This window comes from Geodermatophilus aquaeductus, assembly GCF_900182545.1.
GTDB classification, from domain to species: domain Bacteria; phylum Actinomycetota; class Actinomycetes; order Mycobacteriales; family Geodermatophilaceae; genus Geodermatophilus; species Geodermatophilus aquaeductus.
The window spans coordinates 74,312-99,888 of the sequence record NZ_FXTJ01000006.1; the positions used below are offsets into that span (position 1 = coordinate 74,312).

The following is a 25,577-nucleotide window of genomic DNA, read 5'->3' on the forward strand; positions in this document are numbered from 1 at the left end:
GGCCGCCGGACAACGTCTCGGCCCTCCTGTCACACCCGTCCCAGACGCTCGCGGGGATGACCGGACCGGTCCGTCCGGACCGGTAGACACGACGGCATGAGCACCACGGACACCCGCCCGCATCCGCACGACGGTGTCCGGGCGGCCGTGGCGATCTCGGCCACCGGCACGCCGGTGCTCTCCTACGCCCTCGCGCACAACCGCGTCCCGGTCGTGTCGCGGCTGGCGTTCACCAACCACGGCGCGGCCGTCCGCGGCGCCTGCGTGCGCCTCGGCGTGCAGGACGCCGAGGGCCCCATCGGCAGCCCGGTCGAGCTGCTGGTCGACCTCGACGCCGGCGCCACCACCGTGCTCAGCGACGTCGGCCTGGTCATGGACCCCGCCGCGATGCTGCAGATCGAGGAGCAGCGCCCCGGCTCGATCGAGATCGACGTCGCCGTCGACGGCGTGGACGTCGCCGGCACCGCCCTCCCGGTGCAGGTGCTCGCCGCCAGCCAGTGGCTGGCCACCCCCGTGCCGCTGGCGCTGGAGATGCTCGCCGCGCACGTCCAGCCCAACCACCCGGCCGTGACCGCGCTGCTGGCCGAGGCCGCCGCGCTGCTCGAGGAGCGCACCGACGACCCGTCGGTGCAGGGCTACCAGGCCGGTCCCGAGCGGGTCGACGAGATCGTCGCCGCGGTCGCCGGGGCGATGCGCGCCCGCGCCATCCGCTACAGCGAGCCCCCGGCCAGCTGGGCCGACATCGGCCAGAAGGTGCGCACCCCCGGCGACGTCCTCGACGGCCGGGTCGGCACCTGCCTGGACACCGTCGTCGTGCTGGCCGCCGCGCTCGAGGCCGCCGGCGTCCGCCCGCTGCTGTGGGTCGCCGACGGCATCGGCGGGGGGGTGGGGACGAACCACGCCTTCCTCGGCTACTGGCGCGAGGAGCGCAGCGCGGAGAGCGCGGCCACCACCGACGTCGCCCCGCTGGTCAACCTCGTCGACCTCGGCCTGGTGCGGCTCGTGGAGACGACGCTGCTCACCAGCCGCGCGGCCGAGGAGCCCGACGCCGAGCGGCTGCACCGCGCCGCCTACGACGCGTGGCTGCCCGGCGCGCTGGAGCGGGTGGTCGGCGTGACCGACGTCCACCGCGCCCGGCGCGACGGGATCCTGCCGCTGCCCGCGCGCACCCGCGGTCCGGACGGCTCGGTGCAGGTCGTGGAGTACCGCCCCGCCGACCACGACCCCGCCGCGCGCCCGGCCGGCCGGCACGCCGCCCCGGTTCCCGGCAGCCGCCCCGGCGTCCCGCCGCGCGTGCAGCAGTGGAAGAACAGCCTGCTCGACCTGAGCCTGCGCAACCGGCTGATCAACTACACCGAGGGCGCCGGCCTGCCGCTGGTCGTCCCCGACGCCTACCTCGCCTCGCTCGCCGACGCCCTCACCGGCGACGTCGCGGTCACCCTGCTGCCCAGCGACCGGCTGGCCGCCGTCCAGGTCGAGCGCGGCCTGCGCTCGGCGCGCGAGCTGCCGGTCGGCCTGCTCGGCGAGACGCTGGTCGACCGCCGGGCGGTGCACGCCGACGTCACCGAGGGCGGCTACCTGCCGCGCCTGCGCGGGCTGGCGCACCGCGCCCGCACCGTCCGCGAGGAGACCGGCGCCAACAACCTCTACGTCGCGATCGGCAGCCTCGCCTGGGAGCTCGACGGCCGGCCGCTGCGCTCGCCGCTGGTGCTGCTGCCCGTCGTCCTCTCCCCCGCCGGCCGCACCGGCGCCTACCGCCTGACCGCCGACGACGCCGCCGCCGTCAGCCCCAACTGGTGCCTGCTGGAGAAGCTGCGCCAGGTGCACGGCCTGACCGTCCCGGGCCTCGACGGCGAGGGCACCGACGTCGACACCGCGCTCACCGCCGTGCGTCAGGCGCTGGCCGACGCCGGGCTGCCCTTCCGCGTCGAGGCCACCGCCGACCTCGCCGTCCTGCAGTTCGCCAAGTACCGGCTGTGGCGCGACCTCGACGAGCACTGGGCCGAGCTCACCGCCAACCCGCTGGTGTCCCACCTCGTGCACGCCCCGACCGAGGCCTTCACAGACCCGGTGCCGGCCGCGGCCGCCGACGTGGACCTCGACGAGCTGGCCGCCCGCTGCCCCGTCCCGGCCGACGCCTCGCAGCTGCGCGCCGTGGCCGAGGGCGTCGCCGGCCGCACGTTCGTGCTCGAGGGCCCGCCCGGCACCGGCAAGTCGCAGACCATCACCAACCTGCTCACCCGCGCGGTCGCCGACGGCCAGCGGGTGCTGTTCGTGGCCGAGAAGCGGGCCGCGCTCGACGTCGTCGCCCGGCGGCTCGAGGCGGTCGGCATGGGCCCGTTCGCCCTCGACCTGCACGACCGCGGCGCCCGCGCCGCCGAGGTGCGCGCCCGGGTGCGCGCGGCGCTGGACCACGCGGTCGCCGTCGACGAGCAGGGCCTGGCCGCCGACGGCGACGACCTGCGCGCCGCCCGCCGCACGCTGGCCCGCTACGCCGACCGGCTGCACGCCCAGAACGCCGCGGGCCTGTCCTACTACTCCGCGCGGACGGCGCAGCTGGCGCTGGGCGAGGACGTCCCGCAGCTGCCGGTGCCGCAGACCTTCGCCGCCGCCGCGCCCGCGGAGACGCTGGCCGACGTGCGCCGCGCGCTGGCGCTGCTGCCCGACGTCGCCGACCTGGTCCGCCCCTCGCCGCGGCACCCGTGGGCCTTCGTCGACACCGCGCGGGTGGACCTGCCCGCCGCCCAGTCGGCCGCGGCCGAGGTCGACGCCGCCATGCGCGCCCTGCCGGCCGAGGAGCACCTCGCGCGGGCGCTGCGCGAGGTGCGCACCCCCGGCGACCTCGACGACCTCGCCCACCTGCTGGCCGGTCCCGCCGTCGGCCTCGACGTCCTCGACGAGGTGCCCACCGAGCGCTGGACGACCGCGACGGCGACGGTGCTCGGCGAGGTCGCGGCGTTCGCCGCCACCGTCCACCCCGGCCTGGAGCTGGCGACCCCCGAGGCCCTCGCGCTGCCGCTGGCCGACCTCTACGTCGCCGCGCAGACCGCGCAGGCCGCCCGCTGGTGGGCCCGCCGGCAGGGGCTGCGCGCAGTGCGGGCGCAGCTGGCGCCGGTGCTGCGCCCGGGGGTGACGGTCAAGCTGCGCGACGTCCCGGAGCTCACCGCCGCGCTGTGGCGGCTGCAGACCGCCGCCGCCGGCCTCGCCGCCCGCGCCGCGGTCATCCCCGGCCTGTCGGTGCCCCAGGACTGGAACCCGCTGCTGGACCCCACGCTGCTCGACGGGCAGGTCGCCTGGCTGCGCCGCGCCGGCACCGTCGTCGACAGCGCGCGGGAGTTCGCCGTCGCGCTGCGCCGCTACGTCGTCGCCGGTCCCGGGCCGGACGCCGGCGCCGCCCGGGCGGTCGCCCGGCTGCGCGACGGGCTCGACGAGCTGCTGCGCGTCTGCCGCAGCACCCCGGCCGCGCTGGCCGACTGGTGCGGCGGCGACGGCGTGGTGCTGCGCTGGGCGCTGACCCGGCCCGAGCGCGGCGTCGAGCACGGCGGGCTCATCTCGCTGCGCCGCTGGGCGGAGTTCCTCGACACCCTCGAGCCGCTGCGCGCCGCCGGGCTGACCGAGGCGCGCGCCGCGCTGGTCTCCGGGCGGCTGCCGGCCGAGGACGCCCCGCGCGCCTTCGAGCACGGCCTGGCCGCCACCTCCGCCGCCGAGCGCCGCGCCGCCACGGGCCTCGACGGCTTCGACGAGGCCGCGCATGGCCGGGCGATCACCCGCTTCACCGCCGCCTCCCGCGCGGTGCGCCGGCACCTCACCGCGGCGCTGCCCGCCTCGGTGCTGGCCGGCCGCCGGCTGGACGAGGCCAGCGGGGGCGACGGAGACCGGCTGGGGGCGCTGCAGCGCGAGCTGGGCCGCCCCCGCAAGGGCCTGAGCGTGCGCGCGCTGCTGGCGGAGTACGGCGACCTGGTCACCGCGGTCATGCCCTGCGTGCTGGTCAGCCCCGACTCGGTGGCGCGGTTCTTCCCCGCGCGGGCCGGGCAGTTCGACCTCGTCGTCTTCGACGAGGCCTCGCAGATCCGCGTGGCCGACGCCGTCGGCGCCCTGGGCCGGGCGCGGGCCGCCGTGGTGGTCGGCGACAGCGAGCAGATGCCGCCGACGTCGTTCGCCGAGCCGGCCACCGCCGTCGACGACGAGCTCGCCGAGCTGCTCGGCACCGCCGTCGAGGACGAGGAGTCGATCCTCAGCGAGTGCGTGCAGGCGCGGGTGCCGCGGCACTGGCTGTCGTGGCACTACCGCAGCCAGGACGAGTCGCTGATCGCCTTCAGCAACGCCCACTACTACGAGAACCGGCTGTCGTCGTTCCCGGCGCCCACGCACGGACGGCCCTCGGCCGACGTCGACGGCCGCGGCATCTCGCTGGTGCGGGTGCAGGGCACCTTCCACCGCGCCGGCGCCGGCCGGCTGCTGCGCACCAACCCGCTGGAGGCCAAGGCCGTCGTCGCGGAGGTCCGCCGCCGCTTCGACGCGGTTGCGGGCGGGGACCCCACAGCGGTGCCCTCCATCGGCGTGGTCACCTTCAACGCCCAGCAGCGGGCCTACATCGAGTCGCTGCTGCGCGACGCCGGCGACGAGCGGCTGGCCGAGGCGCTGGACCGCACCGACGGCGAGGGCCTGTTCGTCAAGAACCTGGAGAACGTGCAGGGCGACGAGCGCGACGTCGTGCTGTTCTCCACCGGCTTCAGCGCCGACGACCGCGGCGTGCTGCCGCTGAACTTCGGCCCGCTCAACCGGGTGGGCGGCGAGCGCCGGCTCAACGTGGCGATCACCCGCGCCCGCCGGCAGGTCGTCGTCTTCTCCTCCTTCGACCCGTCGGCGCTGCGGGCCGAGCAGACGTCGTCGCTGGGGATCAAGCACCTGCGCGCCTACCTCGACCTGGCCGCCCTCGGCACCGACGCGCTCCCCCGCGAGGCGCGCCGCTCGACCGTGCCCGACCGGCACCGCGAGGAGATCGCCGCCGCGCTGCGCGAGCGCGGGCTGGCCGTGCGCACCGACGTCGGCCTCTCGGAGTTCCGCGTCGACCTGTCCGTCGCCCGCGCGGACGAGCCGGGGACGCCGGTCATGGCCGTGCTGCTCGACGGTCCGGACTGGGCACGGCGGCGCACCGTCGGCGACCGCGACGGGCTGCCCGTCGAGGTGCTCTCCGGGATGCTCGGCTGGCCGGTGGTGGAGCGGGTGTGGCTGCCCTCGTGGCTGCGCGACCGCGACGCCGTCCTCGACCGCCTGACCGCCGCGGTGGCCGCGGCGTCCACCGCTCCCCCGGCCCCCGCTGCCCCGGCGCCCGTCGTCGAGCTCGCCCCCGTCGTGGCGCCGGAGCCGGTCGTCGCCGAGCCCGCCGAGGAGGCTCCCCGGGGCCTGCCGACGCTGCGGTCGATGGTGTCGGCCGCCGTCACCGCGCTGCCGGTGCCGCGGCACCGGCCCGTCGAGGCGCCGGTGGTGACCACGCCGGTGACCCCGGTGCCGCTGACCGTCGTCCCCGCGCTGCCCGAGGAGCCGGCCGAGGAGCCCGCGGCCGAGCTGCGCTTCCGCGCGTGGGCGCCGAAGCCCGCCGGTGACCGCAAGGTCCTCGACGCCCTCGCCGACCCGCGCAACGCCCGCCTGGTCAAGCGGGTGCTGACCGCCGGGCTCAAGGCGGAGGGCCCGGTGCACCGCGACCGCCTGGTCCGCCTCGCCGCCGGCGCCTTCGGGCTCAGCCGGGTCAGCGAGGCCCGGCGCGACGCGCTGCTGGCGCTGCTGCCCGAGGGCGTCGTCGACGGCGAGGTCGTCTGGCCCGAGACGCTGGACCGGGAGACCTGGACCGCCTACCGCCGCCAGGCCACCAGCACCACGCGGCCGCTGGAGCAGGTGCCCGTGCAGGAGGTCGGCAACGCGATGGTCGCCCTCTGTCGCGCGGGCGGTCCGCTGACGCAGGACGAGCTGTTCCTGCGCACCGCCGAGGTGTTCGGCTACCGCCGCCGCACGCCGTCGCTGGCCCCGCTGCTGGCGCAGGCGCTGGCCCGGGTCACCGCCGCCGGCCGGGTCACCGTCGCCGACGACGGCCGGCTCACCGCCTGAGGGCGGCAGAGATGGCCATCTCTGCCGCCCGGGGAGGATGGAGCACCGTGAGCACCGCCCTGACGCCCGACCTCACCTCCTTCGCCGCCGACGTCCGCGACGCCGTGGGCCGGCTGGCCGGGGTCGCCGAGCGCACGCCGCTGCAGCGCAGCCAGCGGCTGTCCGACCTCACCGGCGCCGACGTGTGGCTCAAGCGCGAGGACCTGCAGGTGGGGCGCTCGTACAAGGTCCGCGGCGCCTACAACACGATCAGCCGCCTCGACGACGCCGCCCGCGCGGCCGGGGTCGTCTGCGCGAGCGCCGGCAACCACGGCCAGGGGGTCGCGTACGCGTGCCGGGCGCTCGGCGTGCGCGGGGCGGTGTTCGTGCCCGGGACGACGCCGCGGCAGAAGCGCGCCCGCATCCAGGCCCTCGGCGGCGACATGGTCGAGCTCGTCGTCACCGGCGACACCTACGACGACGCCGCGGCCGCGGCCGCCGTGCACGCCGCGAGCAGCGGCGCCACGCTCGTGCCCGCGTTCGACGCGTGGCCGGTCGTCGTCGGCCAGGCCACGGTCGCCGTCGAGGTGCTCGAGCAGCTCGGCGGCCGCACGCCCGACGTCGTCGTCCTGCCGCTCGGCGGCGGCGGGCTCCTCGCCGGGTGCGGCACCTGGCTGGCGCAGGCCAGCCCGGGCACCCGGCTGGTCGGCGTGGAGCCGGCCGGCGCGGCGAGCATGGCCGCGGCGCTGGCCGCGGGGCACCCGGTGGAGCTGCCGGTGATCGACACGTTCGTCGACGGCGCCGCGGTGCGCCGGGCCGGCGCGGTGACGCTCCCCCTGGTGCGCGACTCCGGCGCCGAGGTGCTGGCCGTGCCCGAGGGCCAGATCTGCACCGAGATGCTCGAGCTCTACCAGGTCGACGGGATCATCGCCGAGCCCGCCGGGGCGCTGGCGACCGCGGCGCTCACCGGCGGCACCGTGCGGGTCGAGCCCGGCTCGACGGTGGTCTGCCTGCTCTCGGGCGGCAACAACGACGTCAGCCGCTACGCCGAGGTCATCGAGCGCTCGCTGGTGCACCAGGGGCTCAAGCACTACTTCCTCGTCGAGTTCCCCCAGGAGCCCGGCGCGCTGCGCCGCTTCCTCGACGACGTGCTCGGCCCGGACGACGACATCGTGCTGTTCGAGTACGTGAAGCGGGACAACCGCGAGACCGGCGCCGCCCTCACCGGCATCGAGCTCGGCAACGCCGCCAGCCTCCCCGGCCTGCTGGAGCGCACCGCGGCCAGCCCGCTGCGCATCCAGCACCTCGATCCGGACTCACCGGCCTACCGGTACCTCGTCCGCGGCGGCGCCCCGGGCTAGGAGTGGAACCGCAGCGATGACTCCGGCGGTCCCGCGGAGTCGACGTGGAGTCCGCAGTCCACCAGCACCGGAGGCCTCCCGTGGTCGATGCCACCGTTCCCCGCGACACGCTCTGGGCGGCCGCCCACGCCGAGCGCGCCGCCCTCGCCGAGGACCTCGCCGGCCTCGATGACGCCCAGTGGGCGCAGCCGTCGCTGTGCGGGCGCTGGACCGTCGAGGAGGTCGTGGCCCACCTGACCGCAGCAGCGAGCACCGGCCGGTTGCGGTGGCTGGTCAGCGTCCTCGGCGCGCGCTTCGACCCCGACCTGCACAACGCCCGGCGCCTGGCCGAGCACCGCGGCACGACACCGGCCGAGACCCTCGACCGGTTCCGCCGCGTCGTCGGCACCAGCACCGGCCCGTCCGGGGACACCGCCGCCTGGCTCGGTGAGGTCGTGGTGCACGCCCAGGACGTCCGCCGCCCTCTGGGCATCACCCGCACACCGGCGGTCGCGAGCGTCACCGAGGTCGCCCGCTCCTACGCCCGGCGCGACTTCACCGTTCCCAGCCGCAGCACCGTCGCGGGCCTGCGACTGGAGGCCACCGACGGGCCCTTCGCCACCGGCACGGGTCCGCTGGTCAGCGGTACGACCCTGGCGCTGACCATGGCGATGGCCGGCCGCGTCGCCTACTGCGACGAGCTGACCGGCCCGGGCCTGCCCACCCTGCGGGAGCGCTGCGCGAGCTCCTGAGCGGCGCCCCGGGCTAGACGCGCGCCAGCCCGACCACGGTGACGTCGTCGGTGCCGGCCGGGTCGAGCGCGTCGACCACCGCGTCCACGACCTCCTGCGGCGTGCCGACCGCCCCGGCCACCACCGCGCGCACGGCCTCCAGCCCGTCCGGCAGCGGCCGGTCGCGCCGCTCGACCAGGCCGTCGCTGTAGAGCAGCAGCCGGTCGCCGGACTCGAGCCGCAGCGTGGCCTGCGGGTAGCCGGCGTCGTCGAGGAGGCCGAGCGCCGGTCCGCGGCCGTCGGTGACGAGCCGGGCGGCGCCGTCGCCGGCGTGCACCGCCGGCAGGTGCCCGGCGCTGGCCAGCGCCAGCTCGCCGCTCGCGGGGTCCAGCTGCACGACGACGGCGGTGGCCATCTCGCCGGGCAGCAGCGCGGCGACCAGCCGGTTGAGCTCGGCCAGCGCCGCGGCCGGCCCCTCGTCGCGCAGCAGCGCCGCGCGCAGGGCGTGCCGCAGCTGGGCGGTGACCGAGGCGGCGGTCAGCCCGTGCCCGGCGGCGTCGCCGAGCACCACGGCGAGCCGGCCGCTGGGCAGGGGCACGAGGTCGTACCAGTCGCCGCCGACGACGTCGGCCTCGCTGGGCCGGTACCGCGCGCCGAGCACGACGCCGGGGACCTTCGGCAGCTCCTCCAGCAGCAGGGTGCGCTGCAGCGCGGCGGCGAGCCGGTCGTCCTCGCCGGCACGGGCGAGCACGGCCTCGCCGAGGTGGGCGGCCAGGGCGCGGGCGGCGGTCACCTCGTGCTCCCGCCACGGGCGCGCGGTGCCGCGGACGGTCTCGGTCCAGCGGGCGAACGAGCGCCGCGGCGAGAGCCGGCCGTCGGTGACCTTCGAGGTGCGCGGGTCGCCGCCCCAGCTGACCTCCCGCGGCGTCTCGGGACGGAACCAGGCGAGGAAGTCCCCGCGCCGGCCGCCGACCTCGACGGCGAGCACGCCGCTGGCGTCGTCGGCGACGTCGTCGAAGCCGGGCAGCGCCAGGGTCAGCCGGTCGGTGACGCCGCCGGCCCGCAGCACCGCGGGCACGACCGCCGCCACGCGCTCGGCCGGCGGGGTCGCGCCGAGCAGGTGCAGCCGGCCGTCGAGGCGGACCGCGGCGCCGGCCGCGGGCAGCAGGTCGAGCACGGTGCGGTCGCCGTCGACGAGCGCGGCCGCCGGGGTGCGCGGCGTGCGGCCGATCGCGGCGACCAGCTCGGCCTCCCGCTGCGCGACGGCGACCATGCCGTCGCGCTCGGCGGCCCCGACGACGGTGTGCAGCAGCAGCGAGGCGGTGCGCCCGAGGAACTCCGCGGCGGTGCGGTCGGCGTAGGAGGGGCGGTGCGCGCCGCTGTAGCCGTGGCAGGAGATGAGGCCCCAGAGCCGGCCGCGGTCGATGAGCGAGACCGACATCGACGCGGTGACGCCCATGTTGGCCAGGTACTCCAGGTGCACCGGCGAGACGCTGCGCAGCATCGCGCCGGACAGGTCCAGCGGCCGGCCGGTGCCGGGGACCAGCGGCGGCTCGAGCGGCACCGGCGTGTACGTGGCGTCGGGGATGAGCCGCATCCAGTTGGTCGCGTAGAGCGCGCGGGCCTGGGCGGGGATGTCGCCGGCCGGGTAGTGCAGGCCGAGGAACGGCTCGAGGTCCGCGCGCCGGTCCTCGGCGACCACCTCGCCGTTCCACTCGGCGTCGAAGCGGTAGACCATCACCCGGTCGAAGCCGGTCAGCGCGCGCACCTCGCGGGCCAGGACGGCGGTCAGCCCCTCGAGCGTGGTGGGCGCCGACAGCCGCTGCAGCACGGTCGGCAGCCGCCGGTGCCAGGCCGCGCCCGCCTGGCCGGCGCCGGCCACCGGCTCCCACTCGGTCACCAGCAGGCCGCCGCTGCGGGAGAGCACCAGGTCCAGCTCGGCGCCGCCGGGCGCCACCCGCATAGGCCCGGCCTCGACGAGGTCGCCGGCCAGGGCCTCGCCCAGCCGGTCGAGTTCGGCGGGGGTCAGCAGGTCGGCGAGCGTGGCCGGGGTGGTCCCGAGGACGTCGGCGGCGTTCGCCGAGGCGACGACGACGGCGAGGTCGCGCTCCGTGACGGCGAGCAGCGCGCCGTGCGGCTGGACAGCCCCCGGGACGGCGATCGGCTCGTCGGCGCAGCGGGCGAGGACCTCGTCGTCGACCAGCCGACGGAGCGGGTCGGGAGCCGGGGACGGCGGGTGTCCGGTCGGTGTCGTCGGGAGCGCGGTCATCGCGGCCGACCCTACGACCCGACCTCCCCGCCGCTGAGGCTCGCCGACTCCACCACGGGCACCAGGCGCTGCAGCTCCAGCAGGTCGATGACCAGCCGGACCGGGGCGTTCTCCCGCGGGCACACCACCTGCAGGGCGGTGCCGGCGGCCGCGGCGTCCTTCGCGGTGCGGGCGAGCTGGCGGGCGCCGGAGGAGTCCAGGAACGTCGTCTCGGTCAGGTCGACGACCAGTGTGCGGGGGGACGCGGCCAGCTCGGCCGCCACGGAGGAGGCCAGCTGCGCCACCGTCGCGATGTCCAGTTCTCCGCGTACCCTCAGCCCCGGCCGACCGTGCACCGCCACGCGGTCGACGGCGAACTGCACGATCAGGCTCCCTCGGTGCTCGGAACAGACCCGAGGAGCGTAACGCGGCGTCACGGGGAGGGGCTCGGCATGGACATCTCGTTCACCGTCCGGCTCCCCGTCGACGTCGGCAGCGTGCCCTTCGTCCGCGGCCTGTGCCGGCAGGCGCTGGAGCACCTGCGCATCGAGCGCACGGTCGTCGACGAGACGACGCTGGCGCTCACCGAGGCCTGCGCGAACGTCGTGCAGCACGCCGGCGACCACGGCGATTACCAGGTGTCGGTGGAGATCGACAGCGGGCTGTGCCGGATCACCGTGGTCGACGACGGCGCCGGCTTCGACCCCGACGAGGCGGTCACCCGGCCGGGGGTCGACGGCGAGCGCGGCGCGGGGCTGACCCTCATGCAGGCGCTGGCCGACCGGCTGGACTTCCGCCGCGACCCCGACGGCCGGCACTGCGTCCGCCTGGAGAAGCGGCTGACCACCCGCCCCTCGCTGCGCCTGCTCGACCGCGGCTGACGCCTCAGGCGTCCAGCGGGTTCGCGCGCGCCCGGTCGGCGAAGCCGCTCGCTGTGAACCGGCCCGCGAGGGAGTCGGGCTTGCGGCGGGCCTGGTCGGTGAAGCAGGCGACGAACTCGTCGATCAGCCCGAGCCGCGGATACCGGCTGAGGACCTCGGCGCGCAGCTCCGCGGGCCAGGCGTCCGGGTCGCGCCCGGAGATGTCCAGCCCGGTGGCCAGCTCCAGCAGGTGCCCCTCGGGATCGGCCGCGACGTCGACCTCCGGGGCCATGTGCGCGACGACGATCTCCGCCACCCGCCGGCGGCGCTCGACCGGCCAGCCCGCGCCCGCGGCGAACACCCAGCCGACCGCACCGCCGGCGTCCTCGAACGGCAGCGTGGCGCTGTCGAACACCGGTGTCAGGCCGAGGTCGTGGACCATCGCCGACACGAACAGCAGCTCGGCGTCGAAGGCGATGCCGTGCCGGGCCGCGTGGTCGGCGGCCCACAGGTAGGAGCGCAGGCAGTGGTTGACCAGCGCCGGGGAGCTGAACTCGGCCACCACCTCGGCGGCGAGGCGGCAGGCGGCGGTGTCGGGCAGCGCGGGTAGGGAGACGGTCACGGACGGGGAGTGTGCCGCCGTCCGGGACCGTTCCCCGGGGACGCCGCGCGTCCTGGCAGGTCCGTTGCGGAACCCGGCAGGGACGACGCCGGTCAGGACGCCTTGAGCTCCTTGACCCGCGCGATGAGCCCGTCGCCGCCGGTGCAGGCGTCGATGAAGCCGTCGGGGTCGGGTCCGGCGTTCTGCAGCACGATGTGGTCGAAGCCCGCGTCGACGTAGGGCTGCACCTGCTGCAGGTGCTTCTCGGGGTCGGGGCCGCAGGAGAACTGCTGGCGGATGTCGTCGGGCTTCACCGTCTGGCTGGCGGCGTCGAAGTTGACCGGGTTGGGCAGCTCGCTCATCACCTTCCAGCCGGTCAGCGCCCAGCGGCTGGTCTCCAGCGCCTCCTGGACGGCGGCCTCCTCGTCGGTGGCCCAGGCCATCGGCACCTCGGCGTAGAGCGGGCCGGAGCCGCCGGCGTCGCGGAAGGCGCTGACGAGGTCCTCGCGCGGCTCGGTGGCGAACAGCCCGTCGCCGTACTCGGCGGCGAGCGCGGAGGCGTTGTGCCCGCCGCTGGCCACGGCGATCACCGGCAGCTGCTCGGGCAGGTCGAAGACGCGCGCGTCCTCCAGCTGCAGGTACTTGCCCTCGAAGGTCTGGTACCCGCCCTGCCACAGCTGCTTGATGATCTGCAGCGCCTCGCGCAGCATCTCGTGGCGCACGTGCACGGCCGGCCAGCCGGTGCCCACGACGTGCTCGTTGAGCCGCTCACCGGCGCCGATGCCGAGGGTGAAGCGGCCGCCGGAGAGGATCTGCACCGTCGCCGCGGCCTGGGCGACGATCGCCGGGTGGTACCGGATGATCGGGCAGGTCACGCCGGTGACCAGGCCGATCCGCTCGGTCTTCGCGGCCATCGCGCCGAGCATTGACCAGGTGAACCCGCTGTGGCCCTGGGTCTCCAGCCACGGGTGGTAGTGGTCGCTGAGCTCGACGAAGTCGAAGCCGGCCTCCTCGGCGCGGACCGTCTGCCGGACGATCTCCTCCGGCGGGAAGGCCTCGGTGGCGAGCTTCAGTCCGACCTGCATCGCGTGCGTCCTCACTGCTGGGTTCCGGCGGTCGGACCGGGGCTGCCCGGGGCCCGCGGAACGGAAACGGCACGCCGGGGTCCCCGCGCCGGCTGTGCAGGGCACGGGGATTCCGTCGTCACCTCCAGGTACGCCTGCCTGGTGCCGCATCTCGACCTCACCGACCCGGCTCATGCCTACTTCTTCGGATTCGCCCAGACCGACGGGAGCCTCTACGCCGGTACGGGCCGGAGAGGTCGCCTCACGATCGAGCTGTCGCAGCGGGACGAGGACGTACTGCACTCCTTCACTGCCCTCTTCACGGTCCCTTCGCGGGTGACCTACCGCGAGCGCACCACCAACTTCGGGCCGCACCGTTCCGTTGTCTGGACACTGTGCGACCGCACGTTCCGTCAGGAGCTGGTCGAGCTCGGACTGCCGACCGGGCGCAAGTCGACGAGCGTGGCACCACCGACGACCGCGTTCAGCGTCCGGGACTACCTCCGCGGCCTGGTCGACGGAGACGGGAGCGTCGGCTTCACCCGCACGGGACGGCCCTTCGTCAGCTTCGTCACCGCAAGCCGGCCGTTGGCCGAGTTCTTCTGTACGCAGGCGCGTGAGATCGCAGGAGCGTGCCGGACGCCCAGCCGGAACAGGCGCGACGACATCTACAACCCGCTCGTGACGAGCGATCCCGCCGCTTCTCTCGCTGCGTGGCTGTACCCCGCGGGATGCCTCGCGCTCGAGCGGAAGCGCGCCGCGGCCGCACTCGTGGCCGCGTGGACGAGGCCAGCGTCGATGCGAGCCCGGCCGCTGGCCGGTGCACGACGGTGGACCGCCGAGGAGGACGCCGCGGTGTTCAACGGAACCCTCCGCGAGGCTGCAGCTCGACTCAGCCGCACCGAGAAGGCCGTGAACATCCGTCGGTCCCGCCTGCGGCAGGCGAGCCGCACGCACCGCTGAGACAGCGTCCCCCGCTCGTAGGCGCACGTGGTTCACCGCAGCCGCCGACCTGGTGGAGGTGCGGCACACGCTGCGCCAGGTGGTGAACGTCAAGGGCGACTAGATCCCCGCCGCGCGCTCGTGCTCTGCCCACAGTCGTGGGCAGAGCACGAGCGCGCCGGACCGCTTCCCCGGTGGGCGGGTCGGGGAGGACAGTCGGCACGCGCGCGGCGTCGGCGCCGGGCGCGGGAGGTGCACCGTGGACGTCGAGTCGCTGCGCTACGTCCTCACCCTCGCCGAGGAGCTGCACTTCGGCCGGTCCGCGCGGCGCCACTTCCTCGACGCGGGCGCGTTCTCCCGGCGCGTCCAGCGGCTCGAGCACGACCTCGGCGCCCGGCTGTTCGACCGCACCAGCCGACGGGTGACCCTCACGGCCGCCGGCGAGCGGGTCGTCGCCCACGCCCGCACGGTGCTCGCCGCGCTCGACCGGCTGCCCGAGGTCGCCACCGCCCGCGACGGCGCGGACGGCGTCCTGCGCGTGGGCGTCCTCGGCTTCGGCGTCGCCGACCGGTGGCCGGCGCTGCGCGACGTCGTCACCGCGGCCGCGCCCGGCGTGCGGCTGGTGCACGCCGAGCTCGACATGGACGACCAGTACGACGCCGTCCGCCGCGGCGACCTCGACGTCGGGCTGGTGCAGCACTTCGGCGGCGTCGACGGGCTCGACTTCCGGACCGTCCTGCGCACCCCCGCGGTGGTCGTGGCGCCGGCGGACTCGCCGCTGGCCGACGCCCCGGCGCTGACCGCCGACGACGTCGCCGACCAGGCGTGGCTGCGGCTGTCCGCCGCCCACCCGCGCTTCCGCGACTGGATCGGCCCGGCCGGCGTCGGCGGCTCCGGCACCGCCATCCGCCACCCGGCCGCGATCCCCACGGCGGTGGCGACCACCGGCCTGCTCGGCCTGCACGGCGCCGCCGCGGCGAGGTTCTTCCCCCGGCCCGACGTCCGGTTCGTGCCCTTCGACGGGCCGCCGGTGGAGGTCGCCGTCGTCACCCGGGCCGCGGACTGCCGCCCGGAGGTGGCGGCCTTCCGGGAGGCGGCCACCGCGGTCGCAAGCTGATCGTTGCCGATCCGGCGGATGATCCGGCGCCCCTCCCGGTGGTGGGGTGGCCCCGAGGAGCCGGCAGCGAGGCCGGTCCCCGACGTCGCGGAGGTCCGGTCATGGCCCAGCAGCGCACTCTGATCACCGGCGGGCACGTCGTCTCGATGGACCCGGCGATCGGCGACCTGCCGGTCGGGGACGTGCTCGTCGAGGACGGCGCGATCGTCGCCGTCGCCCCGTCGGTCCCGGCCGGCGACGCCGAGGTGATCGACGCGACCGGGCACGTCGTGCTGCCCGGGCTGATCGACACCCACCGGCACACCTGGCAGTCGATCGTCCGCGGCATCTGCGCCGACTGGACGCTCGGCGACTACTACTTCGGCATCCGGCTGGCGATCTCGCCGGCGATGACCCCCGAGGACGTGCGGCTCGGCCAGGTCGTCGGCGGCGCGGACGCGCTCAACGCCGGGGTGACGACGCTGCTGGACTTCTCGCACACGAACAACACCCCCGACCACTCCGACGCCGCGATCAGCGGCATCCGCGAGTCCGGGGTGCGCGCGGCGCACTGCCACGGCTTCTTCGAGAGCCGCCCGGCCGATCCGCAGTTCGGCAGCCACGCCGACCGGGTGCGCGACTTCGCCCGGCTGGCGCGGTCCGTCGAGGGCGGCGGAGGACTGGTGACCCTCGGCGTCTCGCTGAGCGAGGTGTTCGGCCAGCCGTGGCAGCAGACGGTCGACGAGCTGACGCTGGCGCGCGAGCACGGCGCGCTGGTGGTCACCCACACCGGCTGCGTGTGGGGCAGCTGCGTGACCGGCGGCATCCGGGAGCTCGACGCCGCCGGGCTGCTCGGCCCGGACATCGTGCACGTGCACTGCAACGCCCTGGACGACGACGAGTGGGCGGCGCTGGCCCGCAGCGGCGGCAAGGTGTCGATCTCGGTGGAGACCGAGCTGAACATGGGCATGGGCCGGCCGGTGTTCGAGCGGTGCCGCCGGCACGGGCTGGCGCCGACGCTGTCGGCCGACGTCATCTCGCTCAACAGCGGCGACCTGTGGCACCAGATGCGCTTCGGCCTCGGCTTCGACCGCTGGGACGCCACGCACGCGGTCAACCTGGCCGGCCGCATGCCCGAGACGGTGACCTCCACCGCGCGCGACGCGCTCACCTGGACGACGGTCAACGCGGCCGAGGCGATGGGCATGGGCGACCGCATCGGCTCGCTCACCCCCGGCAAGCGCGCCGACCTCGTCCTGGTGGGCGGCCCCTCGTTCGAGATGGCGCCGCGTCCCGACGTCGTCGGCTCGCTGGTCTTCCAGACGACGGTCGCGGACGTGCGGACGGTCCTGGTGGACGGCCGGGTGGTCAAGCGCGACGGCGTGCTCGTCGACCACGACCTGCGCGCGCTCACCCGGCAGGCCGAGACCGCGTGCGAGGACGTGCTGCAGCGGGTGGCCGACAACGGCCAGACCCTGCCCGGCACGCCCGAGAACGGATGGGACCTCATGGAGCCGCTGTTCCAGGCCAACCGCCCGCAGCCGGTGGCGCGGTGACACAGGTCACCGGGCCCTAGGGTCGGCGCCATGGCGGAGCGGGTGGTCAGGACGGTGCTCACCGGCGGCGGGTTCTTCGAGGGCCCGCGCTGGCACGACGGCACGTGGTGGGTGTCGGACTTCTACCGGCACACGGTCAGCCGGGTGAGCGCCGACGGGCGGGAGACGGTGCAGTTCGAGGTGCCCGGGCAGCCCTCGGGCATGGGCTGGCTGCCCGACGGGTCGCTGGTGGTCGTGTCGATGAAGACCCACGCGGTGCTGCGCTGGGACGGGTCGTCGCTGTCGACGCACGCCGACCTGTCGGCGCACTGCGGCGGGCACCTCAACGACCTCGTCGTCGACGCGGCCGGGCACGTGTTCGCCGGCGACTTCGGCTACGACCTCATGGGCGGCGGGGCGGTCGCGACGGCGTCGCTCAAGCGGATCGACCCCGACGGCACGGTGTCGGTGGCCGCCGACGGGCTGCAGTTCCCCAACGGCGCCGTCATCACCCCCGACGGCGGCACGCTCGTCGTCGGCGAGACCCTCGGCAACCGCTACACCGCCTTCGACCTGGCGGCCGACGGGTCGCTGACGAACCGCCGCGTGTGGGCCTCGCTCGGGCCGGAGGTCACGGGGGCGACGACCGAGGAGGTGCTCGGCCAGCTCGCCGTCGCCCCGGACGGCTGCGCGCTCGACGCCGACGGCTGCATCTGGGTGGCCGACGCCGTGGGCGGCCGGGTCGTGCGGGTGGCGGAGGGCGGCGGGATCGTGGACGCCGTCGCCGCGCCCGAGGGCCTCGGCGTGTACGCCTGCATGCTCGGCGGCGACGACGGCCGGACGCTGCTCCTGTGCGCCGCGCCGGACTTCTACGAGCACAACCGCGCGCCGGTGCGCGAGGCGGTGCTGCTGGCCACCGAGGTCGACGTCCCCCACGCCGGCCTGCCCTGACCGCCCGGTCCTCGTGCTCTGCCCCCGATCGTGGGCAGAGCACGAGGACCCGCCGGATCACCCCGGCCCGTTGCCGCTGCCGGGGAAGCCGGGGCGGTCCCCGGTGCCCATGCCGCCCTGGCCGGCCCGCGGTTCCTGCTCGGGGGCGGCGCCGACCCGGCCGTCCTCGTCGTCGTGCAGCGGGCGCTCGCCGGGCAGGACGCCGTCCTCGCCGGAGCGGTCGTTCGTGCCGCCGTAGGGGCGGCCGGTCATCGAGCCCTCGGTCATCGCGGACCTCCGGAGTCGTGCACGGACCGGGCGGTTCGGCTCACCCCCGGTCGGACCGCGGGTACCCCACCGTGCGGCCCGGGACACGGTGGGCCGGGGTGGCGGGGTCAGCCCGGGCGGCCGCGCCCGCCGGGGGAACGCCGCTGCGACATGTCGTAGCTGGCGACCAGCTCGAGCAGGAAGTCCGACGCCGCCTGCGCCACGGCCGGGACCTCGTCGGCGGGGGTGTCGCGCAGCACCTCGATGAGGACGTCGTGGTGCACACGGACCACCTCCAGCAGGCTGATGTCCGCGGCGAGCGCCGAGCGCCCGAGCTGGTAGCCGGCGGCCAGCGCCGACTCCTCGCGGCGGCCGAGGTGGCGCAGGAACGCCGCCCGGTGGTCCCGGTGCAGGTCGGCGATCGTGGTCACCGGCCCGGGCCGATCGGCGCGCCGGTCACGGCGGCCAGGTGGGCCAGGCCCTCCTCCAGGTCCAGCGCCGTCACCAGGGACCCGGTGTCCATGCCGAGCTGGACGATGACGAACGCGACGTCGGGCTGGATGCCGACGATCACCGTCCGCGCGCCCCGCAGCCGCGCCATGTCCGCGACCCCGCGCAGGGTGCGGGTGGCGAAGGAGTCGATGACGTCGAGCGCCGCGACGTCGATGATCACGCCCTTCGCGCGGTCGTGACCGATCCGGTCGATGAGGTCCGCGCGGAAGCGCTCCAGCTGCGTGTCGTCCAGGGCGGTGTGGATGGAGGCGATCAGGATGGCGCCCTGGCGCAGGATCGAGAACAGCCGTGGCCCGGACGTCATGGCGCCGGCGCTCCCTCGGGACGGGACGGCGCGTACCCGAGCATCCGCTCGGCCTCCTCCAGACCGCCCTGCAGGTCGCCGATCGTGGCCATCTTGCTCAGGTCGACGCCGATGGTGACCAGGGTCTGGGCGATGTCCGGCGAGAGCCCGGTGATGATGACGCTGGCGCCCATCAGCCGGGACGCGTCGACGGTCTGCACGAGGTGGTTGGCCACCGTCTCGTCCATCCCGGGGACACCGGTGATGTCGATGACGACGACCTTGGCGCGGTGCGTGCGGATCCCGCCGAGCAGCTGGACGGTGAGCTGGCGGGCGCGCTCGCTGTCGAGGACCCCGATGATCGGCAGGATCAGCAGCCGCTCCCGCACGGGCAGCACCGGCGTCGACAGCTCCCGGATGGAGTCCTGCTGCTGGCGGATGACCCGCTCGCGCTCGTCGACGAAGCTGACCGCCACGGTGTTGGCGATGCGGTTGGCGGCCGGCTCGTAGGCGTCGAGGACCCGGTTGAGCATGCCGAAGTCGCGCTGGTACTTCTCGAACAGCGAGCGGGCGAGCACGTCGCGCAGCAGCAGCACGATGCCGACGACCTCGTGGGTCTCCACGCCCCGCGGGATGATCCGCTCGGAGAGGTCGCGGGCGTACTGCTGCAGCGCCGCCACGCTGCCGGTCTCGAGCACCTCCACGTAGTTGTCGTAGACCGACGTGGTCTCGGCCGCCATCTCCTGGCTCGTCATGGCCTGCAGCAGGTTCTCCTCGCGGATGCGGGAGACCCACTGCTGGCGCAGCTTCGTGCGGTGCTCGCGCAGGTGCGCCACGAGCTCGGGGAGCAGCGCCTCGTCGTCGGAACCCGTCGTCCGCGGCTCCTCGGTCCGGGCTCCTGTACGGCTGCCGTCGTCCTGCGTGCCGGTCATCGCTCTCCCCACCACTTCGTCATGGTCACGGTCGTGCCGCGGCCCACCTCGGACACGATCGCGAACTCGTCCATCAGCCGCCGGGCGCCGGGGAGTCCGAGGCCCAGCCCGTCGTAGGTGCTGTAGCCGTCGTCCAGGGCGCGGTCGACGTCGGGGATGCCGGGGCCGACGTCGCGCGCGACGATGCGGATCCCCCGCGGCTCCTCCACGGCCTCGATCACGACCTCACCGGAGTCGGCGAACTTCACGATGTTGCGGGTCACCTCGGACACGGCGGTGGCGATCGCGGTCAGGTCGGTCGGGGGGAAGCCGACACCGGCCGCGACCTCGCGGGCGGCCGAGCGCGCGGCCACGACGTCGGCGTCGGACTGCACGGGGACGCGGACGTCGGCGTCCCGGGTCCGGCCCCGCCCCATGAGCGGCTCGCTGAGCCGCGCGCAGACGTCGCACTCGAGCAGGTGCCGGGCCGCGTCGACCTCGCGCTGCCGGCGCCGGTCGCCGCTGGAGAGGGCCAGCAGCACCGGCCGGCACCGGTCGGTCGGGGGCTCGGCGTTCTCGAGGGCGAGCAGGTACTCCACCCGCAGCCGCGCGCGGGTCCGGTTGAGCTGGGCGGCCACCGCGCCCGCCGTGGACCCCAGCTCGGCGGCCAGCGACCGGGTGTCCTGCCCGGCCACCTCGTGGGCGAGCAGCGTCGCGCGCTCCCGGTCGGTCAGCCGGGCCAGGGCCGCGGTGACCGCCTCGCGGTCCTCCTGCACGAGGACGTCCTCGTCGGGCGCCTCGGGTGGGCGGAGGTCGACGACGCGGTGCTGGTGGCGCCGCTGGCGGTCCTGGTCCCGCCAGAGGGAGGCGACGACGTTGCGGGCCGTCACGATGGCGTAGGGCTCGAGCATCCCCGGCTCCACCCGCGCCGACGCGGCGAGCACCCGGGCGAGCGTCTCCTGCACGAGGTCGTCGGCGGTCGCCCGGTCGGGGACCCGGGCGGCGACGACCCGCCGGACGAGCGGGATCAGCGCCGTGATCTCGGCGGGCGACGGCCGGTCCCCGGCCGGGCCGGCCCGCCCCGCGGCGGCCATGGCGGAAAGCTACGCCGCGCGTCCCCGCCGCGTCTCCCCTCCCGTTCCCGTCGCCGGCGGGGAACCGCCTGCTCAGCACCGCTGCCCGGGCGGCCCGCGGCGGACGGGACGCACCCCGAGCCGCACGAGGATCCGCTCCGCCCGCCGCCGGCGCTCCCGGGCCCGGTCGCGCAGCAGTGCCGCCAGCACGGGGTTGTCCGAGCGGTCGGCGCGGCCCTCGAGAAACTGCGCCGTCGCCAGGTGGGTCGCCGCCCGGCGGAGCGCCTCCACGTGCTCGAGCCGCTCCTGCGGCCGCCGCGGAGGCGGGACCGCGGGGGTTCCCGCCGGGTCGGTGCTCGTCCTGGTCGTCGTCCCGCCTGTGGTCATGCCGTCCTGGCCTCCCTCGATGCCCCGCACCCGTGACGACGCCGTGGCGGGTCGGGGATGACGCGGCGCGCCGGGACGTCCGCCGTCGACGGGTCGGCGGTCACGCAGGGTGGCCGGGCGAGCGCTGACGCGGGCGGCCCCGGTGCATGACGCGGGGCCCTGCGCCGCGGCCGCCCCGGGGTGCCCGGCCCGCCGCGGGTGCGGTCCGGGCGCCCGGTCCCCGCGCTGCGTCATGCGCGGGGCCCGCGCGCCTCTTCTCCCCCGTGGGCCGGTGCCGTCCCCGACACCCGTGCCCCCGGACGGGGGCGGCACCGGTCCGCGTGCGCCGGCGGAGCCCTCGCCGCGCACGCGCCCCCGACCCGAGGACCTCCATGGCCGCACGCCCTGCCCGGTACCGCCCTGCCCAGAACCGCCCTGCCCAGCACCTCCCGTCCGCGCCCCAACCCCGGCGCGTCGTCGTCACCGGCAACCGGGTCGCCCCCACCGCCGTCGACACGACGGTCGTGGTCCCGACGTTCAACGAGAGCGCGAACGTGGCCCCGCTGGTCGAGCGCCTGGGCGTGGCCCTGCGCGGGAGGTCCGCCGAGGTGCTGTTCGTCGACGACAGCACCGACGGCACGCCGGCGGAGGTCGCGCGGGTGGCGGCGACGGCCGACCTGCCGGTGCGGGTGCTGCACCGGGAGGGCGACGAGCGGGTCGGCGGCCTGGCGGGCGCGGTCAGCGCCGGGATCGCGGCCTCGGACAGCGACTTCGTGCTCGTCATGGACGGCGACCTGCAGCACCCGCCGGAGATGGTGCCGGAGCTGCGCGACGCCGCCGATGACGTCGACCTGGCCGTGGCCTCCCGCTACGGCGGGGGCGGCGACTCCTCGGGGCTGAGCAGCGTCTACCGGCGGTGGGTGTCCAGCGGCAGCACGGCGCTGGCGCAGGCCTGCTTCCCGCGGCGGGTCGGGCGGGTGTGCACCGACCCGATGACCGGCTTCTTCTGCTTCCGCCGCTCGGCCGTCGATCCCTCCCGGCTGCGGCCGCGCGGTTTCAAGATCCTCCTGGAGATCCTGGCCCGCCACGACCTGCGGGTGCGCGAGCTGCCGTTCACCTTCGCCGACCGGGTGGCCGGAGAGAGCAAGGCGTCGTGGCGCAACGGCGTCCAGTTCGCCTATCAGATGCTGGGTCTGCGGATGGGCCGGATGACACGCTTCGCGGCGGTCGGCGCCCTCGGCACGCTGGTGAACCTGGCGGTGATGGCGCTGCTCGTGCGCTCCGGCGCGGGCTACGTGGCGGCCGCGGTGGGAGCCGCCGAGGTGTCGATCCTGCACAACTTCCTGCTGCAGGAGCGGTTCGTGTTCCGGGACGTGCGGGACGGGCCCAACTCGTGGTCACGCCGGCTGGCGCAGCACCTGGCGTTCAACAACGCCGAGGCGCTGGTCCGCCTGCCCTTCCTCGTGCTGCTCGTGGAGACGTGGCACGTGTGGGCGCTGCTGGCCCAGGCCGTCACGCTCGCCGTCGCCTTCGTGGCCCGCTTCCTGTTCGTCTCCCGGGTCGTCTACCGGCCGCGCCGGCCGCGCTGGGCCGCCCGGACGACGCGGCAGCACGCGGAGGTCTGACCGTGCTGCTGCTCTCCGTCGCGCTCGTCGTCGTCGCGCTCGTCCTGCTCGTCGTGGCCGGGACGACCCTGTGGTGGCAGATGCACGCCTGGTCCTCGCCGCGGTCCTACCGGTCGGTCGGCTTCCCCCGGGCGGGGCGGCCGACCACCTCCTTCAGCCTCATCGTCCCGTGCCGCGAGGAGACCGAGGAGGTCATGCGCTCGACCGTCGAGCGGCTGCTCGCGCAGGAGCACCCGGACTTCGAGGTGGTGTTCTCCGTCGGGCACGACGACGCCAAGCCGATGAGCGGCGGCCTGTCGACGGTGCAGATCGCGGAGAAGCTGGCCCGGCGGTGGCCGGCGCAGGTGCGGGTGTCGGTGAACTACGACGCCGTCAAGAACAAGCCGCGGCAGCTGAACACGGCGCTGCGGGACTGCACCAAGGAGATCGTCGGGATCGTCGACGCCGAGTCGCTGACCCAGCCCGGCCTGCTCGCCCACGTCGACGCGACCTTCCGCAGCACGGACGCCGACGTCGTCCAGGGCGCGGTGCACCTCATGAACTACCGCGACTCGTGGTTCGCGCTGCGCAACTGCATGGAGTACCGGATCTGGTTCCGGTCGCGGCTGCACGGCCACGCCCTGTCGGGGTTCATCCCCCTCGGCGGGAACACGGTGTTCACCCGGCGCGCGCTGCTGGAGGAGGTCGGCGGCTGGGACGGCGAGTGCCTGGCCGAGGACTGCGAGATCGGCGTCCGACTGTCGTGCCTGGGCAAGAAGATCGTCGTCGGCTACGACTCGCGGCTGGCGACGCAGGAGGAGACCCCCGAGCGCATCCCGCAGCTGATCAAGCAGCGGACGCGGTGGGCGCTGGGCTTCATGCAGGTACTCGCGAAGGGCGAGTGGAAGAAGCTCCCGACCCGGTCCCAGCGGTTCCACGCGTGGTGGACGCTCGTGCAGCAGCACGCGGTCGCGTTCTCCGGCGTCGTGCTGCCCCTGGCGGTGCTGACCGGGCTGGTGGCCAGTGTGCCGACGGTGGTCGTGCTGGTCACCTTCCTGCCGCTCGCGCCGACCCTGACGATGCTCGGCTTCGAGATGCTGATCCTGCGCGAGTGGGGCCGGGAGATGCGCCTCGACGTCCGGCTGCGCGACTACGTGCGGCTGGTCGTCTCGCTGCCCTTCTACCAGCTGCTGCTGGCGGTCGCGGTGCTGCGGGCGATCGGCAAGTACCTCACCGGCGACTTCGCGTGGGAGAAGACCGCGCACGTCGGGTCGCACCTGCCGCCGCGGCTCACGCTGGTCGGCGACGAGGAGCGGGCCGCGTGAGCGCCGTCCTCGACCGGGTCGACGTCGTCGCGCCCGCGCCGGTCCACCCCCGCGTCGTCGCCCGGCCCCGGCCGCGCAACGAGCGGCTGGCCGTCGGCCTCGGGCTCCTCCTGGTCGGCGTGATGCACTCGGTCAACCTGGCCGGCTGGCCGCAGTACTGGGACGACGAGGGCACCTACTACTCCCAGGCCTGGTCGGTGCAGCACCTGGGCTCGCTGTCGCCCTACACCTACTGGTACGACCACCCGCCGGTCGGCTGGCTGCAGCTGGCGCTGGTCTCCTGGCTGCCGGACGCGGTGCTCGACGGGTCCACCTCGGCGGTGCTGGCGGGGCGCGTCGTCATGGTCGTGTGCACGCTGGCCACCGCGCTGCTGACCTACCTGCTGGCCAAGCGCCTCGGCCTCACGCGGGGCTGGGCGCTGCTGGCGATGCTCTTCTGGGCGGTCGACCCGCTGGTGCTCTACGAGGGCCGCCAGGTGCTGCTGGACAACGTCGCGCTGCCGTGGCTGCTCGGCGCGTTCGTCCTCGCGCTGAGCCGGGAGCGGCACCTGGGCTCCCACATGGCGGCGGGGCTCTGCTTCGGGATGGCGGTGCTGAGCAAGGAGACGACGCTCATGTTCGCCCCGGCGCTGCTGGTGGCGCTGTGGCAGTCGGCCTACCGCCCCACGCGGGCGTTCTCGGTGATGGGCATGTCCCTGCTGGTCGCGGCGATGGGGTCGATGTACCTGCTGTTCGCGCTGGTCCGCAGCGAGCTGTTCCCCGGGCCCGGCCACGTGTCGCTGTGGGACGCGGTGAGCTTCCAGTTCCTCGAGCGGGAGGGGTCGGGGTGGATCCTCGACCCGGACAGCCCCGAGGGCGGCGCCTACGACACCTTCCACTCGTGGCTGCAGCACGACGGCGGGGTGCTGCTGCTCGGCGGGGTGGGCGCGGCGCTGCCCGCGCTGTTCGTGCGGCGGCTGCGGCCGGTGGCGCTCGCGGTGCTCATCGCCGCGGCGGTGGCGCTGCGGCCGTCGGGCTACCTGCCGCACATGTACCCGGTCGCCGTCCTGCCGTTCTGCGCGCTGGCCTGCGTCGGGCTGCTCGACGTCGTCGGCCGGTGGGTGATGCGCCGTCGCGACGTCGCGCTGCGCGCCGGGCTGGGGACCGTTGTGGCAGCGCTGCTGATCGGCGGGGTCATGCAGCTCGGAGACTGGCGCTACAACTACGAGGCCGCCTGGACCGAGGACACCAACGACGTGCACGCCACGACGGTGGAGTACGTGGCGGGCGCGCTGCCGCGGGACGCCGTCGTCGTCGCGGACAACTCCTACTGGAACGACCTGGTCGACGCCGGCTGGTCGGTCGAGGACGCCGTCTGGTTCTACAAGGCCGACGCCGATGCCGCGGTGGCCGACCGCCTCGGCGGGGACTACCGGGGCATCGACTACCTGGTGTGGTCGATCGACGTCGCCGAGAACGCGCTGCCGGTCGTGGCCGAGGCCCACGAGCACAGCGAGCTGCTGTGGGCGCAGGGCGAGGGCCGCTCGCGGGTGGAGGTGCGCCGGGTGCTCACGCCCGCCGAGGAGGCCCGCATCGAGGCCGAGGAGGACGCGCGCGTGGCCGCCGAGCTGGAGGCCGAGCTGCGGCGGGTGGACGCCTTCATGGCCGAGGACAGCCTGGAGTGGCCTGACCTGACCAACGGCCAGGTCACCGCGATCCGGCAGGAGCGGGACACCCTGTCGGTGCCGGCGCTCGCGGCGAAGTACGAGACCAGCGAGGAGACGGTGGGAGCCGTGCTGGCCGGGGGCTGAGCGCCGCGGCCGGC

21 protein-coding genes are annotated in these 25,577 nt (G+C 75.6%); 11 read left to right on the forward strand and 10 right to left on the reverse strand.

The annotated features are described in order from the left end of the window. Nucleotides 1–96 precede the first annotated feature (96 nt). The 3 genes from FN207_RS15790 (at nucleotide 97) to FN207_RS15800 (ending at nucleotide 8,176) form a co-directional block, all read left to right on the forward strand. Nucleotides 97–6,105, forward strand: a complete 6,009-nt coding sequence (locus FN207_RS15790; RefSeq protein ID WP_142459435.1) for a DUF4011 domain-containing protein — start codon at nucleotides 97–99, stop codon at nucleotides 6,103–6,105. Nucleotides 6,106–6,152: 47 nt separating this feature from the next. Beyond that, the gene (gene ilvA, locus FN207_RS15795) at nucleotides 6,153–7,445 is read left to right on the forward strand and encodes a threonine ammonia-lyase IlvA (RefSeq protein WP_246066102.1); all 1,293 of its coding nucleotides are present in this window, start codon (nucleotides 6,153–6,155) and stop codon (nucleotides 7,443–7,445) included. Between the two features lie 80 nt (nucleotides 7,446–7,525). After that, nucleotides 7,526–8,176: a maleylpyruvate isomerase family mycothiol-dependent enzyme gene (locus FN207_RS15800; protein WP_142459437.1), complete on the forward strand. Its 651-nt coding sequence runs from the start codon at nucleotides 7,526–7,528 to the stop codon at nucleotides 8,174–8,176. 13 nt (nucleotides 8,177–8,189) lie between these two features. On the opposite strand, the gene FN207_RS15805 is transcribed toward FN207_RS15800, so the two are convergent. Then, nucleotides 8,190–10,424 carry a SpoIIE family protein phosphatase gene (locus FN207_RS15805; protein ID WP_142459438.1) on the reverse strand — a complete coding sequence of 745 codons (2,235 nt, stop codon included), beginning with the start codon at nucleotides 10,422–10,424 and terminating at the stop codon, nucleotides 8,190–8,192. Between the two features lie 11 nt (nucleotides 10,425–10,435). Continuing rightward, nucleotides 10,436–10,786, reverse strand: a complete 351-nt coding sequence (locus FN207_RS15810; RefSeq protein ID WP_185938368.1) for an STAS domain-containing protein — start codon at nucleotides 10,784–10,786, stop codon at nucleotides 10,436–10,438. A gap of 69 nt (nucleotides 10,787–10,855) precedes the next feature. On the opposite strand from FN207_RS15810, the gene FN207_RS15815 reads away from it, so the two are divergent. Beyond that, nucleotides 10,856–11,284: an ATP-binding protein gene (locus FN207_RS15815; RefSeq protein ID WP_142459440.1), complete on the forward strand. Its 429-nt coding sequence runs from the start codon at nucleotides 10,856–10,858 to the stop codon at nucleotides 11,282–11,284. A gap of 4 nt (nucleotides 11,285–11,288) precedes the next feature. Here the strand turns inward: FN207_RS15815 and FN207_RS15820 are convergent, their stop codons facing one another. Continuing rightward, a complete protein-coding gene (locus FN207_RS15820; RefSeq protein WP_142459441.1) occupies nucleotides 11,289–11,885 on the reverse strand; it encodes an HD domain-containing protein in 597 nt (198 codons plus the stop codon). A gap of 92 nt (nucleotides 11,886–11,977) precedes the next feature. Continuing rightward, nucleotides 11,978–12,949 (reverse strand): TIGR03557 family F420-dependent LLM class oxidoreductase, encoded by a 972-nt coding sequence (locus FN207_RS15825; protein WP_142459442.1) that lies wholly within the window; start codon nucleotides 12,947–12,949, stop codon nucleotides 11,978–11,980. A gap of 141 nt (nucleotides 12,950–13,090) precedes the next feature. Between FN207_RS15825 and FN207_RS15830 the strand changes: the two genes are divergently transcribed. The 4 genes from FN207_RS15830 (at nucleotide 13,091) to FN207_RS15850 (ending at nucleotide 17,452) form a co-directional block, all read left to right on the forward strand. After that, complete coding sequence (locus FN207_RS15830) at nucleotides 13,091–13,891, forward strand: LAGLIDADG family homing endonuclease (RefSeq protein WP_142459443.1); 801 nt, start codon at nucleotides 13,091–13,093, stop codon at nucleotides 13,889–13,891. Nucleotides 13,892–14,129: 238 nt separating this feature from the next. After that, nucleotides 14,130–14,987 carry a LysR family transcriptional regulator gene (locus FN207_RS15840; RefSeq protein WP_142459444.1) on the forward strand — a complete coding sequence of 286 codons (858 nt, stop codon included), beginning with the start codon at nucleotides 14,130–14,132 and terminating at the stop codon, nucleotides 14,985–14,987. A gap of 101 nt (nucleotides 14,988–15,088) precedes the next feature. Next, nucleotides 15,089–16,522 carry an amidohydrolase family protein gene (locus FN207_RS15845; protein WP_142459445.1) on the forward strand — a complete coding sequence of 478 codons (1,434 nt, stop codon included), beginning with the start codon at nucleotides 15,089–15,091 and terminating at the stop codon, nucleotides 16,520–16,522. Between the two features lie 30 nt (nucleotides 16,523–16,552). Continuing rightward, nucleotides 16,553–17,452 (forward strand): SMP-30/gluconolactonase/LRE family protein, encoded by a 900-nt coding sequence (locus tag FN207_RS15850; RefSeq protein ID WP_185938369.1) that lies wholly within the window; start codon nucleotides 16,553–16,555, stop codon nucleotides 17,450–17,452. A 57-nt stretch (nucleotides 17,453–17,509) separates the two neighbouring features. Here FN207_RS15850 and FN207_RS15855 read toward each other — a convergent pair whose 3' ends face one another. The 6 genes from FN207_RS15855 to FN207_RS15880 all read right to left on the reverse strand — a co-directional run bounded on the left by FN207_RS15855 (nucleotide 17,510) and on the right by FN207_RS15880 (nucleotide 20,865). Continuing rightward, complete coding sequence (locus tag FN207_RS15855) at nucleotides 17,510–17,719, reverse strand: hypothetical protein (protein ID WP_110908802.1); 210 nt, start codon at nucleotides 17,717–17,719, stop codon at nucleotides 17,510–17,512. 107 nt (nucleotides 17,720–17,826) lie between these two features. After that, nucleotides 17,827–18,129 carry a phosphatase RsbU N-terminal domain-containing protein gene (locus tag FN207_RS15860; RefSeq protein ID WP_142459446.1) on the reverse strand — a complete coding sequence of 101 codons (303 nt, stop codon included), beginning with the start codon at nucleotides 18,127–18,129 and terminating at the stop codon, nucleotides 17,827–17,829. Further along, the gene (locus tag FN207_RS15865; RefSeq protein ID WP_142459447.1) at nucleotides 18,126–18,515 is read right to left on the reverse strand and encodes an STAS domain-containing protein; all 390 of its coding nucleotides are present in this window, start codon (nucleotides 18,513–18,515) and stop codon (nucleotides 18,126–18,128) included. Before FN207_RS15865 ends, FN207_RS15860 begins: the two co-directional genes overlap by 4 nt. Next, nucleotides 18,512–19,426, reverse strand: a complete 915-nt coding sequence (locus FN207_RS15870) for an STAS domain-containing protein (RefSeq protein ID WP_142459448.1) — start codon at nucleotides 19,424–19,426, stop codon at nucleotides 18,512–18,514. Before FN207_RS15870 ends, FN207_RS15865 begins: the two co-directional genes overlap by 4 nt. Continuing rightward, nucleotides 19,423–20,499, reverse strand: a complete 1,077-nt coding sequence (locus FN207_RS15875; protein WP_142459449.1) for a sigma-70 family RNA polymerase sigma factor — start codon at nucleotides 20,497–20,499, stop codon at nucleotides 19,423–19,425. Before FN207_RS15875 ends, FN207_RS15870 begins: the two co-directional genes overlap by 4 nt. 72 nt (nucleotides 20,500–20,571) lie before the next feature. After that, the gene (locus tag FN207_RS15880; protein WP_142459450.1) at nucleotides 20,572–20,865 is read right to left on the reverse strand and encodes a hypothetical protein; all 294 of its coding nucleotides are present in this window, start codon (nucleotides 20,863–20,865) and stop codon (nucleotides 20,572–20,574) included. Nucleotides 20,866–21,236: 371 nt separating this feature from the next. Between FN207_RS15880 and FN207_RS15885 the strand changes: the two genes are divergently transcribed. Genes FN207_RS15885 through FN207_RS15895 form a run of 3 tightly spaced genes read left to right on the forward strand, consistent with a single transcriptional unit; the run spans nucleotide 21,237 to nucleotide 25,563 of the window. Continuing rightward, nucleotides 21,237–22,469 carry a glycosyltransferase gene (locus tag FN207_RS15885; protein WP_142459451.1) on the forward strand — a complete coding sequence of 411 codons (1,233 nt, stop codon included), beginning with the start codon at nucleotides 21,237–21,239 and terminating at the stop codon, nucleotides 22,467–22,469. Nucleotides 22,470–22,471: 2 nt separating this feature from the next. After that, nucleotides 22,472–23,773, forward strand: coding sequence for a glycosyltransferase (locus FN207_RS15890; protein WP_221888232.1), 1,302 nt, complete (start codon nucleotides 22,472–22,474; stop codon nucleotides 23,771–23,773). Then, a complete protein-coding gene (locus FN207_RS15895; RefSeq protein WP_142459452.1) occupies nucleotides 23,770–25,563 on the forward strand; it encodes an ArnT family glycosyltransferase in 1,794 nt (597 codons plus the stop codon). The genes FN207_RS15890 and FN207_RS15895 overlap by 4 nt, the downstream gene beginning before the upstream one ends. The last annotated feature ends 14 nt before the right edge of the window (nucleotides 25,564–25,577 follow it).

Excerpts from the sequence above, each read along its gene's own strand:
- FN207_RS15825 (WP_142459442.1), bottom strand. The coding sequence starts at position 12,949 with ATGCAGGTCGGACTGAAGCTCGCCACCGAGGCCTTCCCGCCGGAGGAG.
- FN207_RS15850 (WP_185938369.1), top strand. The coding sequence starts at position 16,553 with ATGGCGGAGCGGGTGGTCAGGACGGTGCTCACCGGCGGCGGGTTCTTC.
- FN207_RS15870 (WP_142459448.1), bottom strand. The coding sequence starts at position 19,426 with ATGACCGGCACGCAGGACGACGGCAGCCGTACAGGAGCCCGGACCGAG.
- FN207_RS15880 (WP_142459450.1), bottom strand. The coding sequence starts at position 20,865 with ATGACCACAGGCGGGACGACGACCAGGACGAGCACCGACCCGGCGGGA.
- FN207_RS15845 (WP_142459445.1), top strand. The coding sequence starts at position 15,089 with ATGGCCCAGCAGCGCACTCTGATCACCGGCGGGCACGTCGTCTCGATG.
- FN207_RS15805 (WP_142459438.1), bottom strand. The coding sequence starts at position 10,424 with ATGACCGCGCTCCCGACGACACCGACCGGACACCCGCCGTCCCCGGCT.
- FN207_RS15875 (WP_142459449.1), bottom strand. The coding sequence starts at position 20,499 with ATGGCCGCCGCGGGGCGGGCCGGCCCGGCCGGGGACCGGCCGTCGCCC.
- FN207_RS15815 (WP_142459440.1), top strand. The coding sequence starts at position 10,856 with ATGGACATCTCGTTCACCGTCCGGCTCCCCGTCGACGTCGGCAGCGTG.
- FN207_RS15855 (WP_110908802.1), bottom strand. The coding sequence starts at position 17,719 with ATGACCGAGGGCTCGATGACCGGCCGCCCCTACGGCGGCACGAACGAC.
- FN207_RS15885 (WP_142459451.1), top strand. The coding sequence starts at position 21,237 with ATGGCCGCACGCCCTGCCCGGTACCGCCCTGCCCAGAACCGCCCTGCC.
- FN207_RS15790 (WP_142459435.1), top strand. The coding sequence starts at position 97 with ATGAGCACCACGGACACCCGCCCGCATCCGCACGACGGTGTCCGGGCG.
- FN207_RS15865 (WP_142459447.1), bottom strand. The coding sequence starts at position 18,515 with ATGACGTCCGGGCCACGGCTGTTCTCGATCCTGCGCCAGGGCGCCATC.